General features: G+C 61.2%; 11 protein-coding genes. 2 read left to right on the top strand and 9 right to left on the bottom strand.

Annotated elements, in window-relative coordinates; translation table 11 throughout:
• From QM647_RS06485 to QM647_RS06465, 5 genes are read right to left on the bottom strand one after another with little or no spacing between them, the layout of a single operon-like run.
• Positions 1 to 1,005, bottom strand: a complete 1,005-nt coding sequence (locus QM647_RS06485) for a cupin-like domain-containing protein (RefSeq protein WP_414994690.1) — start codon at positions 1,003 to 1,005, stop codon at positions 1 to 3.
• Position 1,006: 1 nt separating this feature from the next.
• Positions 1,007 to 2,449 (bottom strand): DUF5597 domain-containing protein, encoded by a 1,443-nt coding sequence (locus QM647_RS06480; protein WP_414994689.1) that lies wholly within the window; start codon positions 2,447 to 2,449, stop codon positions 1,007 to 1,009.
• Complete coding sequence (locus QM647_RS06475) at positions 2,449 to 4,086, bottom strand: alpha-L-fucosidase (protein WP_414994688.1); 1,638 nt, start codon at positions 4,084 to 4,086, stop codon at positions 2,449 to 2,451. Before QM647_RS06475 ends, QM647_RS06480 begins: the two co-directional genes overlap by 1 nt.
• Positions 4,086 to 4,937 carry a GDSL-type esterase/lipase family protein gene (locus tag QM647_RS06470; RefSeq protein WP_414994687.1) on the bottom strand — a complete coding sequence of 284 codons (852 nt, stop codon included), beginning with the start codon at positions 4,935 to 4,937 and terminating at the stop codon, positions 4,086 to 4,088. Before QM647_RS06470 ends, QM647_RS06475 begins: the two co-directional genes overlap by 1 nt.
• Before the next feature lie 14 nt (positions 4,938 to 4,951).
• Positions 4,952 to 7,351, bottom strand: a complete 2,400-nt coding sequence (locus QM647_RS06465; protein ID WP_414994686.1) for a glycoside hydrolase family 3 N-terminal domain-containing protein — start codon at positions 7,349 to 7,351, stop codon at positions 4,952 to 4,954.
• 125 nt (positions 7,352 to 7,476) lie between these two features.
• Here QM647_RS06465 and QM647_RS06460 point away from each other — a divergent pair, with 125 nt between their 5' ends.
• Together QM647_RS06460 and QM647_RS06455 are read left to right on the top strand one after the other, a co-directional pair.
• Entirely contained in the window at positions 7,477 to 8,598 is a 1,122-nt protein-coding gene (locus QM647_RS06460; protein WP_414994685.1) for an endo-1,4-beta-xylanase, read from the top strand.
• A 71-nt stretch (positions 8,599 to 8,669) separates the two neighbouring features.
• Positions 8,670 to 9,206 (top strand): hypothetical protein, encoded by a 537-nt coding sequence (locus QM647_RS06455; RefSeq protein WP_414994684.1) that lies wholly within the window; start codon positions 8,670 to 8,672, stop codon positions 9,204 to 9,206.
• Between the two features lie 192 nt (positions 9,207 to 9,398).
• Here QM647_RS06455 and QM647_RS06450 read toward each other — a convergent pair whose 3' ends face one another.
• From QM647_RS06450 to QM647_RS06435, 4 genes are all read right to left on the bottom strand, one after another.
• A complete protein-coding gene (locus tag QM647_RS06450; protein WP_414994683.1) occupies positions 9,399 to 11,546 on the bottom strand; it encodes an exo-alpha-sialidase in 2,148 nt (715 codons plus the stop codon).
• Between the two features lie 146 nt (positions 11,547 to 11,692).
• Positions 11,693 to 13,807, bottom strand: a complete 2,115-nt coding sequence (locus tag QM647_RS06445; RefSeq protein ID WP_414994682.1) for an exo-alpha-sialidase — start codon at positions 13,805 to 13,807, stop codon at positions 11,693 to 11,695.
• 124 nt (positions 13,808 to 13,931) lie between these two features.
• A complete protein-coding gene (locus QM647_RS06440; RefSeq protein ID WP_414994681.1) occupies positions 13,932 to 14,597 on the bottom strand; it encodes an OmpW/AlkL family protein in 666 nt (221 codons plus the stop codon).
• A 91-nt stretch (positions 14,598 to 14,688) separates the two neighbouring features.
• Positions 14,689 to 15,006, bottom strand: coding sequence for a metalloregulator ArsR/SmtB family transcription factor (locus QM647_RS06435; protein WP_414994680.1), 318 nt, complete (start codon positions 15,004 to 15,006; stop codon positions 14,689 to 14,691).
• Positions 15,007 to 15,142: the final 136 nt, after the last annotated feature.

Below are 15,142 nucleotides of genomic sequence, written 5' to 3'. Positions count from 1 at the left end.
CTATCCTCCGAGCGTGCGGATAACAAACGCCTTGAGGCGCGCCCGAACTTCCGCCGTCAGCCGTCCGAACCCATGCCGCCCCTTTTCAGGCAAATGCGCCACCGCTGCGGCTGTATCATCGAACACATAACGCTGCATGATATGCTGCCATATCCGTCTCTGGTCCGGCGGCAGGTCACGCAGGGTCAGCACGGCCGCATAGAGCGCGGTCACGGGTGGCAGCCAGTCATTGCCCGCCTCGTTCCACCAGTAATTGACCAGGGCATTGAAGCCGCTCAGCGACTGGACATGATGCCACCAGCCATAGGGGATATAGAGTGCATCCCCTGGTTCCAGTTCGGCCATCTGGGCGGTTTCCAGCGCCTTGGCAAACAGGGGATATTTTTCGAGGTCGGGATTTTCCAGCGTAACCATGCTGATCGGCACACCACCGGGCGTGAAGTCGAACGGCCCGGGATAGAGATTATCGATCTGCTCCGGCGGAAACAGCGTGAACCGCCGTCTTCCGGCCACGGCACAGGCAATATTGTGCGCCGGATCGAAATGGGTCTGGGTGCGGACCCGATTACCGAGCCAAAGTCGCGGACCGGTCGATGATGTCAGCACAGGCAAGGGATGCAAGGCCTCAAAAGCCGGCATATAATCAGCCAGGATCAGAGACTGTGCGTAGATCGTCACGAAATCTACGCGATCCGTGTTCGCCAGCAGACGATCTACCAGATTTGAAACCGTCGTCTGGTCGACCATGAAATTATAGCCGCTCAAATCGTCGTTGTAGAAGAAATTTCCCTTATGCGCTGGCGGCAATATGCTGATCCTGGCCGACTTGCCACTGACGTCCCACATCTTGAGCATGTCCGCCAGCCCTGCGTCAGACTGCCTTGCCGCGTGCACGACCGGCCAATTCCCGACCAGACCTTTCATCACTACCGGCTGGCGTGCCGGCAGGATTTCCGCTTCAAAACGATTGCGATCGACACCCTCAATGGCGCGGATGGTTTGCATGTCACTCGTACCTGTAGAGTTTGAGCTTCTGGATCGACCATTGCTCCAGAGGCAGACGCACGTGTCGTCCTTGATGGGTCTGGTCACCATTCAGCCAGCGGCCAGGCACGAACTGTCCGTCCTCATACGTCCCTTCTATCACCTGCTCGATGCCCACGCGGCCCGTCTGCGTGGCAAAGGTCAGGGTCACACCCGACCCAGCGGCAATAAACTCATCCGGCCCGGTCTGGATCAGGATCGCGCCGTGCGTCGCCACGTTCTGCTTGTCCTTCGGCGTCCACGGATCGACAAAGCTGGCGGTGAAACTGTAGCCGCCCAGCGTAAAGGTCTGCGGCGTCTCGTCAACCGTTCCCTGGTAATCGACAGGCGGACGCAGGCCCTTCATCGGCTTGCCGGACAGGATCAGCGGCGACAGCTGGTTGATCATGGCATAGGCGCCGACCAGAGGATCCCCTTCCGACAGATCCTCGATCGAGAACGGCGAAAAACCGATAGCCCGGTGTTCGCCTATGGCATAGAGCGCATTGGCGGCAGCTTCCGGCGATCCGGCCTGGTTGGCTTCAGGAATGAACAGGGTGTTGCGCCCGGCGAACTGATCCACCCGGTTGACGAAATCCGGGAAATAGATATCCGGCGCCAGCAAGTCGAGCGACGGCGCCTCCTTTTTCCAGATATCGAACAGGTGCGGCAGCGGTCCACCCGAGGGATACTCGCCGGGCTTTTTTCCCGGCCGGTTCAGGGCGGCATTAACGTACATCGGCAGCGGATAGACCGCCTTCCCTGCCTTGACCTCGGCCTCGACATAGCGCGCGAAGGCCTTCGCCTGGAAGGCCTCGTCATCTTGCCCCTTATAGGCGACGCTGTAATCGCGGGCATCGGGCAACATGCCGATCTCGTTCTCGACCTGAATCATCAGCACCGTATGCTGCGGGTCGGTGGCCTTCAGATGCGTCATCAGGGCGACAAAGGCCGCCTGATCAGCCGCCAGATTATCCGGATCGAAGGGCGACAGAATATCCTGCGTTTCCCCGGCTGCCGATTTCGCCTTGGAGAAGCGCTTCGGATCGTGCTTCACCCAGGCCGGCGCATAGGTACTCATCGAGTTCTTCCACGCGCCGAACCACAGCAGCACCACGCGGGTGTTATGCGTCCGCGCCTGAGCCAGAACGCCATCGAGCACGGTGAAATCGAACTGCCCCTGAACCGGCTCGATCTGGTCCCATTCCACCGGTACCAGCAGCGTATTGAGCCCGATGCGGTCAAGCCTTGGCCACAGCTTATCGAGATATTTCGGATCGGAGGCGGAACTGTTGCCCAGTTCGCCCCCCAGGATCAGGAACGGCTTGCCATCGACGATCAGTTGCCCGTTCGCCAGGTGCGGCATCCCGGCGGTAACCGGTGTCGCCGCCAATACAGCCAATAAACTCAGTAGTCCCAGACGCATCAAAGCAATCCCTGCCCAGTTATTTTGACCGCCATGCCAAACGGATGGCTGGCTCCCTGCGGAATATCGATATGCAGCCCCGTCTCGTCACGGGTGAAGGCCAGTCGCGCCCCGGTGTCCACCGCTTCGACGCGCCTGACCGTCCCCTGTCCGGTTTCCGCTGTCGCGGCCAGGCTGGCAATCGTGATCTGCCCGGCGGCCTCGCCCAGGGTGATGGCATAGAGGGCCCGCCGCTTGCGGGTAAAACGGATATCCTGCGCGGTGAAATCCAGTTTCGGATCACCATTGATAAACTGGCCGGACACCACCTCGGTCGGGCCTTCGCCAGCGATCTTCCACGGCCGGGTGCCGAAGATGGCCTCGCCATAGCGCCGGTTCCATTCGCCGATCTCGCCGACGATGCGACGCTCCTCGTCGTCTATCGTGCCGTCACCGCGCACCGGCACCGACAGCATCAGATTGCCGTTCTTGGCCACGACATCACACAGGCGGTGGATGACATCACGCGCCGGCACGTAGGACTTGTCGATAAAGCGCTGGCGGTTGTAGTGCCAGTCGCCCAGGCAGGTATCGGTCTGGAAGGGATGCGGCTCGATGCCTGAGCGGTTGCCGCGTTCGACATCCTCGACCACCGCCGATTTGTGGTCTTCCGGCACCAGTTTGATGGTGACCACCACCTCCTGTTTGCCGCCATGCCATTTCAGCCCGGCATTATAATAGTGAGAGGCGAGATCGAGCCCCACCTGACCCAGCGGCAGGTCGCCATTGTCGAAATAAACCAGGTCGGGGTGGTAGCTGTCGATCAGGTCTTTGGTGCGCAGATAGAACTGGCGCGTAAAGGCCGGATTGGCCGCGGGCGGAGCTTCCGGGAACGGGCCATCGTTTTCATCGTGCCACTTGTTGGCGGCGGCTATGGTGGTGAGGCCCTCCGGCATGACCATAACCGGCCCGCCATAGAGTTCCTGCGGATCGAGCCCTTGCCACCACTTGCCGGCGCCATCGGCCAGCCTCAGGCGATAGCCGTCATAACGCTGGCCAGCGCGCGGCCCTTCCGGATCATAGGCATAGGCCACCTGCATCCAGTGCCAGGCATGGGCGGCATGCTGGGAGACGGCGAATTTAAGCCCCCTCGCCCGCGCTTCCTTCGCCCAGATGCCGACAATATCCTTTTTCGGCCCGACCTTCGTGGCGTTCCAATCCATGAACTTCGAGTCGTAAGCGTCGAAATTGTCGCAATGGCTGGCCAGGGCCATGAAGTATTTCGCGCCGGCCGCCTTGTAGAGATCGAGCAGTTCGCCGGGCTTCCAGTTCTCGGCCTTCCAAAGGTTGTTGATCTCCATGAAGCCGCTGTCGGCCGGATGGCCGTAGGTTTTCAGATGATGGTCATAGGCGGGCTCGCCCTGGAGATACATGCGGCGGGCATACCAGTCACCCTGCTCGGGCACGCATTGCGCCGACCAGTGCGCCCAGATGCCAAACTTGGCGTCCCGGAACCAGGTCGGCACCTGGTAGTTCTCGACCAGCGACTTCCAGTCCGGCGTGAACCCGGTCTCTTTCGCTGGCGCAGACATGGCCGGTGTGGCGGTGATGGCCAGCCCGGTGCCGGAGGTCAGCAGTTGACGCCGGTTCAGCGTCATCAGACCATCGCCGTATCGATGGCCGCCAGGGTATAGGGCGCCATGGCGGCATAGGCGATAGCATTGGGGTGGACCCCATCATTGCCGAAATTGGGCCGCAGGCTACCGTTTGCTGTGGCCAGGGCCGGCCAGTAATCGACATAGGTATAGCCCTGCGCCTCGCAGATCGACTTGATCCAGACATTCAGCGCCCTGATCTTCTCGACCGGATTGCCGACCTCCGGCCGCCACGGGAAATGGTCCGCCGGCGGCACCGAGGCCAGGATCACCTTAATGCCATGGATGCTGGCCAGGCTGGCCATGGCCTGCAGGTTGTTGGTGGTCGCTACCGGATCGTAAGGGTCCTGGTTCTGGGCGATATCGTTGGTGCCGGCCATGATATGCACGACCTCAGCGCCAAGCCCCACGACATCGGCCATAAAGCGCACCAGCATCTGGGCCGAGACCTGCCCGCCAATGCCACGCCCGATCAGGCCATTATCTGCGTAGAAGTTGCCCGATTGACCCGGCCAGCCATCGGTGATCGAATCGCCCATCATGACGACACGGCGCTGGCTGTCAGGTAGCTTGGCTGTCTCAATATTGGCGAGATGATAACGGCGAAGCTGCGCCCAGTCGTTACCGACCGGCTGGACCGCCAGGGCCTTAGGATCGTTGAAATCCTGCAGAGCGGACTGGATGCCCTGCGCCTCGGCATTGGGCTGGCCCTTCAGCTGCGGAGCCGGACCAGCGGCCGGTGTCCCCTCGACCACCGACGCGCCCGTCTGAGCCCCAGCCTTGGAAGCGACTGCCAGCGCAGCTCCGCCTGCCAGCGCCCCGGTTATGATATGCCGCCGCCCGATATCCGTCATCCTGTAATCCCTAATCAGGCGACCGTCAGGGTCACCGTCTTGAGGTCCACACTATTGGGTCCGACCGAGATCGTAAAGGTGCCCGGTTCGACAACGCGCTGCATATCCATATTATAGAACTGCAGCTCGGCCGGGGTGATGGTGAAGCTGACCGTCTGACTGGCGCCGGCATCGAGCGTGAGACGTTTGAAGCCCTTCAGTTCCTTAACCGGACGAGTGACCGAGGAGAAGTCGTCGCGGATATAGAGCTGGACAACCTCATCCCCCTTTACCGCACCTGTGTTCCTGACCTCGACCGAGACCACGACGCTGTCCGCCGTACCGATGGTGTCCTTTTCCAGCTTTGGCGCCGAGATGTCGAAGGTAGTGTAGGAAAGCCCGTAGCCAAAGGGGAACAATGGCGACGTGGTGCCATCGAGATAGCCGCGGCGGGCGGTCGGCTTGTAGTTATAATAGATCGGCAGCTGGCCGACATTGCGCGCGATCGAGACCGGCAGCTTGCCACCGGGATTGGCCCGGCCGAACAGGATATCGGCAGCGGCCCAGCCGGTTTCCTGGCCCATGTACCAGCCTTCGATCAGGGCATCTGCCTTCTCGTTCAGCAGGTTGACCGACAGCGGCCGGCCATTGAGCAACAGGACGACGGTCGGCTTGCCAAGAGCGAATATCTGCGCCGCGAGATCGTTCTGGCGACCAATAAGATCAAGAGACTGGCGGTCGCCCATATGGTTGTCGGCCCAGGCCTCGCGCGAGGTCTGTTCGTTATCGCCCAGCACCATGACGATGGTATCGGCCGATTTGGCGGCTTCGACGGCGTCGGCAATCAGCTTGTCATTGACCGAATCTGGCGTGAAATTGATCACATCCTGGCCCCAGATGCGCTGCTCGGTCAGGCGCACGCCTTCCGAGAAGGTCACCGAGAAGCCGCCCTTTTTGCCTTCGGCTTCCAGGCCTTCGAGCATGGAAACGACATGGCGCGGCTTGTCGGAATAGCCACCGATCGGGCAATCCTTCGCATGGGTGCCGAGCACCAGCAGCTTGCCGACCTTTTTCGCATCGAGCGGCAGGACGCCGTTGTTCTTCAGCAGCACCACCGACCGGGTGGCGGCTTCACGCGCCAGAGCCACAGCGTCCGGCGCCGCGGTCAGGCTGTCGGCCTTTTTCGCATCGACATAGGGAGTCTCAAAAAGGCCCGACTGGAACTTCAGTTCCAGAATGCGGGTGACCACCGCATTGATTTCGTCTTCCGAGATGCGGCCAGCCTTCACCAGATCGACCAGATTGCCATAGGTCTGATTGTCCGGGGTTTCGACATCGACGCCGGCCTTGAGGGCGCGGAAGGCCGCTTCAGTCGTGTTCGGCACCAGCTTGTGGCGGGTGATCATTTCATTGATAGCGAAATAGTCGGAGACTGTTACACCCTTGAAGCCCCACTCATTGCGCAGAATGGTGGTCAGCAGCCATTTGTTGGCGTGGCTCGGCACACCGTCGATCTCGTTATAGGAGGGCATGACGGCGCGGATATTGGTTTCCTTGACGATCTTCTCAAACGGCGGGAAGAAGTCCTCGCGCAGGGTGCGCTCGCTCACCTCGGCCGGGCCGACATTGGTGCCGTTTTCCGGCTGGCCGTGTCCGGTCATGTGCTTGAGCGTGGCGAACACCTTGTCCTTGGCCAGCGGCAGGGTCTCGCCCTGGAAGCCGATCACGGCCGCCTTGCCCATGGCGCCGCAGAGGTGCGGGTCTTCGCCATAGGTTTCCTCGATACGGCCCCAGCGCGGTTCACGCGCCACATCGACGACCGGCGCCAGGGCGAAATTGGCGCCGCGGGCGCGCATTTCACGGGCGGCCACCGAGAAGATCTTCGTGGCCATGTCGGGATCGAACGACGAGGCCAGGCCGATGGCCTGCGGGAAGGAGGTGGCGTCCTTGGCGACATAGCCGTGCAGCGATTCCTCGTGCATGATCATGGGAATACCGAGGCGAGTCTGCTCGACCGCCCATTTCTGCATGGCGTTGACGTGGGTGGCGGTGTTGAAGGCGTCACGGTTGCCCATGGCGCCGGAATCACCCGCGCCGGTCGTGGTGGCCAGGCCCTGCTGGTCGGACGGACGCGCCACCATGCCCAGGCCATTCGGCCAGACCTTGGAGGCCTTGGCCGGGTTGAACTTGCCGTCCGGGTCTTGGATATCGCCCTTCTTCTGCCAGACGCATTCCATCTGGGCGACCTTTTCCTCCAGCGTCATGCGATCGAGCAGATCGGCGACACGCGCCTCGATGCTCAGGCTTGCGTCCTTGTAGGGTAAGGCTTCCTTGTTCTTGGCCTTGGCCAAGGCGCCACCGGCCGTAGCGGCCGTGAGGGCAATCGTGGAGGCGCCAAACAGGCGGCGGGTGACGGTAAGGCTCTGCTTCGTCATGATATCTTCATCCCTGTTTCTGTTTTCACGGGTCCGCCTGGAGGCGAACCAGCCCGCGCTTGACGGCGGAATTGAACGGTGACACTGTTAGCGCTAACAGAATAAAATTCAACAGGGAAAATTTTATGCCTAAAATTAGAGACGCAAAACTCTCGCGCCGCGCCGCCCTGACTCTGGGGGCCGCCGCCGCCGCTTCAACGGCCCTGCCCGCCTTCGCAGATACCACGCCCGCATTGAAGGATCTGGCCGCCGCCAAGGGCCTGCGCTTCGGCACCGCCATCGGTGCGAAAATGTTCGCCGATCCCAAGGTGCGCGACCTGATTATCCGCGAATGCGACATCATCGTGCCGGAAAACGAGCTGAAGATGTATGTCACGCATAATGACAACGCGACCGGCTACAATTTCAAGCCGGCGGACGACCTGCTGGCCTGGGCCTCCGCCAACCATATCGCCATGCGCGGCCACAACCTCTTCTGGGCGCGCGACGAATTCACACCGAAGTGGCTGAAAGAATACGACTTTGGCTCGAAGCCCAAGGTGGCCGCCGAAAAGTTGCTGCGCGACTATATCGCCACCGTCGCCAATTACTATGGCGACCGCCTGACCTCATGGGACGTGGTCAATGAGACCATCGATCCGAAGACCGGCGAGGTGCGCGACAATGCCTTTTCGCGCGTGCTCGGCATGGACGCCCTGCGCATCGCCTACGAGGCCACCCGCGAACACCTGCCGAAGACTCAGTTGGTCTATAACGACTATATGAGCTGGGAAGCCGGCAACGAAGCCCACCGCAAAGGGGTGCTCAAGCTGCTGCACTGGTTCCGCGACAATCATGTGCCGATCGATGCGCTCGGCGTGCAATCCCACATCGGCAACGGCTTCGACCTCATGGGCGGCCAGGTCAATCAGTGGAAAGACTTCCTCGATGAGGTGGTGTCGCTCGACCTCGACCTGCTGATCACCGAGTTCGATGTCGATGACCAGACCATCCCGACCGGCGATATCGCACAGCGCGACGCCATCGTCGCCACGGTCGGGCGCATCTATCTCGATCAGATGCTGAGCTACACACAGACAAAGGACGTGTTGTTCTGGGGGATGCCGGACTCCTATAACTGGCTGCAGGAATTTACGCCCCGCAAGGACGGCCTGCCCCTGCGCCCGACGCCGTTCGACGCCGATTTCAAGCCCAAGCCGCTTTATGATGCGGTAGCGGCGGCGTTCAAAACAGCACCGACGCGGTAATCGTGCCTCTGGAAAATCGTCCTGATCTGTGGCAGGCTTCCTGAAAACGAGAACACTCGGGGAGATGACACATGAATAGACGCTACCTGCTGATGGGGGCGTGCGCCCTCGCAGGCGCAACCGCCTTGCCGGCCCTTGCCCAGGACGACATATCCAAGAAATTGATCAATGAACCCGGCGCCTGGAACATCTATGGCGCCGCCCAGACCAACAAGCAGGTCAAGGACGCCAATGTCCAGGGCGGCCAGGCCATGGAGATCAAAATCGCCGGCACCGGCGGCAACCCATGGGACGCGGCAGCCGAAAGCCAGATCACCGGCAAAATCAGCAAGGGTGACAAGATCGTCGTGGCGGTCTGGACGCGCTCGAAGACCGCCGACAATTTGCCGGCTAATCTCAATATGCGCCTGCAGGTCAGTTCGCCGCCCTATGCCTCTTTTGGCGAAAAGGCGATCAGCGTGGGCCCGGACTGGCAGATGCAAACCCTCGAATTCACCGCTACCGAGGACCACGCGTCAAAGACATCCGCCCTGACCATCCATCTCAATACTGGCAAGCAGACCATCTATCTGGGGCCGGCCTTTATTCTCAATATGGGCCAGGCTTAGTCACTGGCTTGCGAAGGGTTTAACCACGAAAAGCACGAAAAAGAGAAAAGCACGAACAACAGGTTCTAACATCCGCGCGAAGCGTCTATTGTCTCATGCCTGAGGCCACAGATGGTTATTGCCATTTGGCCGAAGAAAACCCGCACGTTTTCGTGCTTTTCTCTTTTTCGTGCTTTTCGTGGTTCCCCTTTCCTATTTCGGTTTCCCCATCATAATCCCGCGCCCACCGGGTGCGATATAGACCATGCCGTAGTCGAGCGGATCGCCGCTGATCGCGTTGATCCAGCCGAACCTGTGCGCATCGTCATTGAGGCGTGTCCAGGTCTTGCCTTCGTCGTCCGAGCGCCACAGGCCTTCAACGCCCTTCACCTTGCCCCACAGATAGACCGCCGGGTAGCCGCCCACGCTGGCCGACTTGCCAAAGCCCACCTGCCAGGCCTCATCGACACCCGGCATCGCCTTGACAGGCTGGTCGGCCGCCGGTGAATGGACCAGACCATAGGGTGCGGCCAGCCACAGATCGCGCATCCGGCCCGGCACCACAGCCAGTTGCATCCGCTGCCAGCCCTCTATCCTGTTCATGCTGGTCACCGATGGCTTGAAGCTGGCGCCGCCATCGATACTGATCAGTATCTGGTTATTGAACCGGTCATAGACATAGAAGACGCCATCGATCGCCTTGTCCGCCACCGGCACCAGGACGATATCGCGCCCCGCCGGCCAGCCGGTGCTTTCCTTCCAGGTCTTGCCCTTGTCGGTCGAATAGACCGCGGCCTGCTTTTCCGGCACCCACAGCAGCGAGGTCCCCTTGGCGGAGACCGCCACCTGCCCGGCGCTGTGCCAGTTGCCTTGCGCATCCTGACGCTTGTAGGGCGAAGACCCGAAGGCCGCCCAGCTGGCACCGCCGTCCTCCGAATAATAACCGTTATTGCCGGTCTTGTCGGTGGTACGCGCCACGATGCTGGGGTTCAGACCGGCATAATCGACGCTGAAATTGCTTTCACTGGTGGGGATGAACGGCGCCCCCGGTGTCTTCGCCACATCGTCCCAGGCGCCGCCGCCGACATCGCCGAAGGCCGCCAGCACGATGGCGCCGCCGGTCGGTGAGGTCAGCTGGAAGGTCGCGGTTTCCTCGAAGTTTTTGACGTTGAAATCCCAGCGGATCGGCTCGGCCCCGGCCTTGCTCAGGTTCTGGCTCATCCACAGGCCATAGCCGGTGCCGTAGATGGCTTCGTCCGGATTGAACGGGTTGAGCTTGATGTCAGACAGCCAGTGGCCCATCTTGTCCTCGCCGTTCATATAGTTGACGAGCCACGGGTAGGCAGTGGCGTCATGGCGCGATTGCGCGCCCAGCGGCGTCCAGTGCGCGCCGCCGTCTGTCGAGCGGTAGACATCGTCGCCGGTCACCCAGCGATCGAGGGTCGAGACCACCAGAACGCCGCCCTGCACATCGATGCCGGAATAACCGAAAGTGACGCCACCCGCCGAGGGTTGCGCCGGCGAAATGTTACGCGCCTTGCCGTCCTTGAACGCCCAGACCCCGCCCGCCGACGCGCCATTGGGGTTGACCGCGATCTTGCCGTCCCCAGCCGCGAAAGTGACGTAAAGCGTGCCATCCGGGCTGAAGACCGCATGTTGCGGAGTCTGCTGCGGCGCGCCGTCGACCGCCGCGAAACCGCCGCCGTCACGGCTGACAAACAGGCCACCCTTGCCGTCTGAAGTGCCGGCATAGACCGCGCCATCCGGCCCGATCAGCACCAGGCTGATCGCCTTGCCGGGCGAGGCCGCCTTGCTGAACGATTTGCCGCCGTCCGTGCTTTTCCACAACCCGTCCTGGCTGGTGCCAAGCCACAGAATATTGCCGTCTTTCGGATCGACCACCAGCCGTTCGCCGGAGCCGCGGCCTTCCGAATTGCCACCGAGTTTGACGCTGAGATCGGTCTTCTGCCAGGTCTGGCCGCGATCGTCCGAGCGCAGGACGGCGCCGAGATGCGCCCACTGATGCAGGTATTCGCCGGTCGCGGCATAGAGCTTGTCGGGATTGTTCGGATCGACGGCCATGCTCAGCACGCCCATCAGTTCGGATTCGTCATGGCCGAAGTGATCGAGCAGCGGCACCCAGCTTTTGTTCGCGAAATCATAGCGGTACATGCCACCGATATCGGTGCGGGCGTAGAGCATGTCCTTCTGTTTCGGGTGATAAAGGAAACCATCGACAAAGCCGCCGGCGCCGAAGGGCACGCTTTGCCAGCTATAGGGCGCCGGCTCAGCCCCTTGCGCCGCCGCGCCCGCAAAGCCCAGCATCAGCGCCGCCACGGCGCAGGTCATGAATTTCCGCATATGATATCTCCCCGAAAAGCGCTTCTTGTGTAACTGTGAGCGCTAACAATTATCGTACAATTATCAGGGTTCGACGCGCGGTCAAGCGATCGGCGATTGAATTGGCGAACCGCGCTATATATGCCGCTACTTGTTTCACAGGTGTCTTATTTAACCGCCCGCCCCACCATGACGCCGCGGCCATCGGGGGCGATATAGAGCGTGCCGTATTCACGCAGATCGCCGGCAATGGCGCGCATCTGGCCGAAACGGTGAGCGTCGTCATTGATACGTTCCCAGGTCGCGCCTGCGTCATCGGAGCGCCACAGCCCCTCCTCGCCCTTCACCTTGCCCCACAGGAAGACCGCCGGATAGGTCTGGCCCGGCGCCGCCTTGCCAAAAGTGACCTGCCAGGCGGCATCAACCCCGGCGATCGCCGTTTGCCCGTGATAAAGCGCGCTGCCCGCCGCCAGCCACAGATCTCCCTCATGGCCGGGTACGGCGCGCAATTGCCCCGCTCCGGCCGTCAGCCTGTAAAGCGGCGCAAACGACATACCGCCATCGCGGCTGACCAGAACCGTGCCTGTGCCATGGTCGAATGCGTAAAACACCCGGTCATTGACCGTATCAGCGATCGCTTCCTGCCCACGTTCCGGTGCTGGCCAGCCTTCGGAAAGCGTCCAGCTCTTTCCGAGATCGCCAGACACCCACGCCGCTTCTTTCTCCGGCACCCAGACCAGGTGCGTCCCCTGGCTCGACATCGCCAGCTTGCCGGCGCGGTGATTATGCCAGTCGGTCGTGGCCAGGGGCGGCGGCGGGTTCAACGCGGTCCAGCTTTCGGCGCCATCGGTCGAGATATAGCCGTGCCCCTCCTCGGCATCGACGCTGCGGACAATGATATTGGGCTTCAGGGCGGCAAAGGCCACGCCCTGATTGGTCCTGTTGGTCGGCGAAAACAGCCCGTGCGAAGGCGTCCGGCTCAGGTCCGTAAAGGCCGAGCCGGCAACATCCCCCGCCGCCATCAGCACCCTGGGGCCTTGCGGCGGGCTCTCAAGTCCCAGTATAACCGTTTCTTCGAGATTGTTGTTTTCAAAAGCAAATTCGATCTTCCGTTCACCGCCCAGGGCATCGAGGTTTTCGGTCACCCAGACACCATAGCCCGTGCCGTACAGCAGTTCTTTTGGATTGAACGGATTGATCTTCACCGCGTCCATCCAGTGGCCCATATGCTTGCGGGCCACGGCGTCCTTGTCGTCGCCGCCCATATAATCGATCAGCCACGGATGGCCTGACGTATCGTGCACCGCCTGCGGCCCGACCGGCATCCAGTGCGCCCCGCCATCCTGACTGATGTAAAGATCATCGCCGCTGCCGCTGTAACGATCGGAGGTCGAGACCACCAGTCGGTCCGCCTGCAGATCGAGGCCGGAATAGCCGAAAGGCGTTTCCTTGGACGGCTTTACCGGCGTGATGTCGGTCCAGCTATCGCCCGTCAGCTTCCATACCGCGCCATCGGTCACGCCGTGCGGGCCCAGATTATCGCTGAAGGTGACATAAAGCGCGCCGTCCTTGCCCTGCGCCATCTGGTGCGGGATCATCTTCGGCGAGCCCGGCACGGCGCTAAAGGTCTTGCCGCCGTCACGGCTGCGGAACAGTCCCTCGCCCACCTCGCCGGAACCCACATAGAGGGTCTGGCCGCTGATCAGGACCGTTGTCACTGAGGTCTGCGCGTAAGCCGAACGGGTGAAGCTCTGGCCGCGATCATGGCTCACCCACAGGCCATCGCGATTGGTGCCGAGCCACAGGGTATTGCCATCCGCCGGATCAACCTGCAAACGCTCGCCGGTGCCCCGCCCCATGGCATTGCCGCCGAGCTTGATGCCCGGCAGGCGCGTAATCGCCCAGGTCGCGCCGCGGTCGTCCGAGCGCACCACCGCGCCATCCGGCACGCGATCGCTGAGATAGAGGCCGCAGGTGGCATAGAGCCGGTCCGGATGGTTCGGATCAACCGCCATGGTCATGACGCCGAAACAGTCCCAATCATCCCTGCCGAAGCCGTCCATCAGCGGCACCCAGCTTTTACGCGCGAAATCAAAGCGATACATGCCGCCGACATCGGTGCGGGCATAGAGCAGGCCCGGTGTTTTCGGGTGATAGAGAAAGCCATCGACAAAACCGCCGCCCTGGAACGGGATGGTCCGCCAGTCATAGGTCTCGGCCACGGCGGGCAAGGCCCCCAGCATCAGACATCCGGCCGCCAGGGCCGCAAGGGTCCGCTTCATGAGTCTCTCTCCCGTATTATGTTAGCGCTATCCTGCCGATTGATCATACGACAGACAAGACAAAAAAACGGCGGCCTGCTCGAACAGGGCCGCCGCAGTCGGGGGGACAGTTGAAGGTGTGTAATCAGAAGCGGTAGGCGATACCGGCCGAGGCCACCAGCGGATCGAGCGTGACCTTGGAGACCAGCGCGCCGTCATTGATCTTCGCATCGGTGCTGTAGAAGACCTTCTTGACATCGAGATTAAGCGACCACGGTCCTTTCAGCGCGATATCGACCCCGGCCTGAAGCGCGGTGCCCGCTCCACTCTTCAGCCGCACCTTGAAGCCGTTCTGATCCTTGCCGCCATACCAGTCCATATAGTTGACGCCGACACCAAGATAAGGGCTGACCTTGCCGGCCGGATTGAAGTGATATTGCAGGGTCACCACCGGCGGCAGCACCCAGGTTTCGTGAACCTCGACATCGGTATCCGGCCCCACGGCCTTGATCTGGTGCTTCGAGGTGCCAAGAATGCCTTCCACCGCGATATGATCGGTGAAGAAATAGCTGAAGCCAAGTGTCGGCACGGTGCTGTTATTGACATCGACATCCAGCCCGGAATCCGCGCCGGCCGCCGTCTTGATATCGCCGCTCTCATCGGGCGCCACGGTGGTTACACGAGCGGCGACGATAAAGGTGCCCTTCTGTTTCGGGGTATAATCCGCCGCGTGAGTGACGCCGGCAGCGGCGACCAGGGCGAGTGCGCCCACAGCGGCGAAAAGTTTGAGATTACGTGTCATGACAGCCATGCTCCTTCTTGCTGAGGTGATGGCGCCCATATATCCACAAATTTTATACGGATAACCTGCGCATCCTGCCGCGCGTCAGGCTGTCGCAGGTTTATTCTTCCTGCACCTTCGCCTTGGCGGCGCTCTCCTCGCGCAGGGGTTTGCGCGTCGGGCAGACCTCCTGCAGATAGCCGTCCAGCGAATTGACGATGTTGTCCTGCACGATGCTGTAATGGATGAACTTGCCCTTCTTGACGCCGGTGATCAGGCCGGCGTTTTCAAGGATGCTGAGGTGCTTTGAGAGCGACGGCTTGGCCATGTCGAAGCGTTCGGCGATCTCGCCCGCCGTCATCGTGGCCTTGGAGAGATAGGCCAGTATCTTCAGTCTCGGCTCCGAAGCCAGGGCTTCGAAGGTTTTTACCATACGCATGCGGTGACCCCAAAAATGCGCATCAATAATTAGACAATTAGACTCTTGACTAAATAAAGATACGCCACTAACAATTCGCCTATTAGCTAATTGTAAGGCGCTTCGCCTGGTAGGTCAAGGCTGGCAGATCAAGACT

Origin of the sequence: Asticcacaulis sp. (assembly GCF_047605585.1) — a bacterium.
GTDB lineage: Bacteria > Pseudomonadota > Alphaproteobacteria > Caulobacterales > Caulobacteraceae > Asticcacaulis.
Note: the sequence above shows the minus strand (reverse complement) of the source record. Positions and strands in the feature narration are given on the sequence as shown.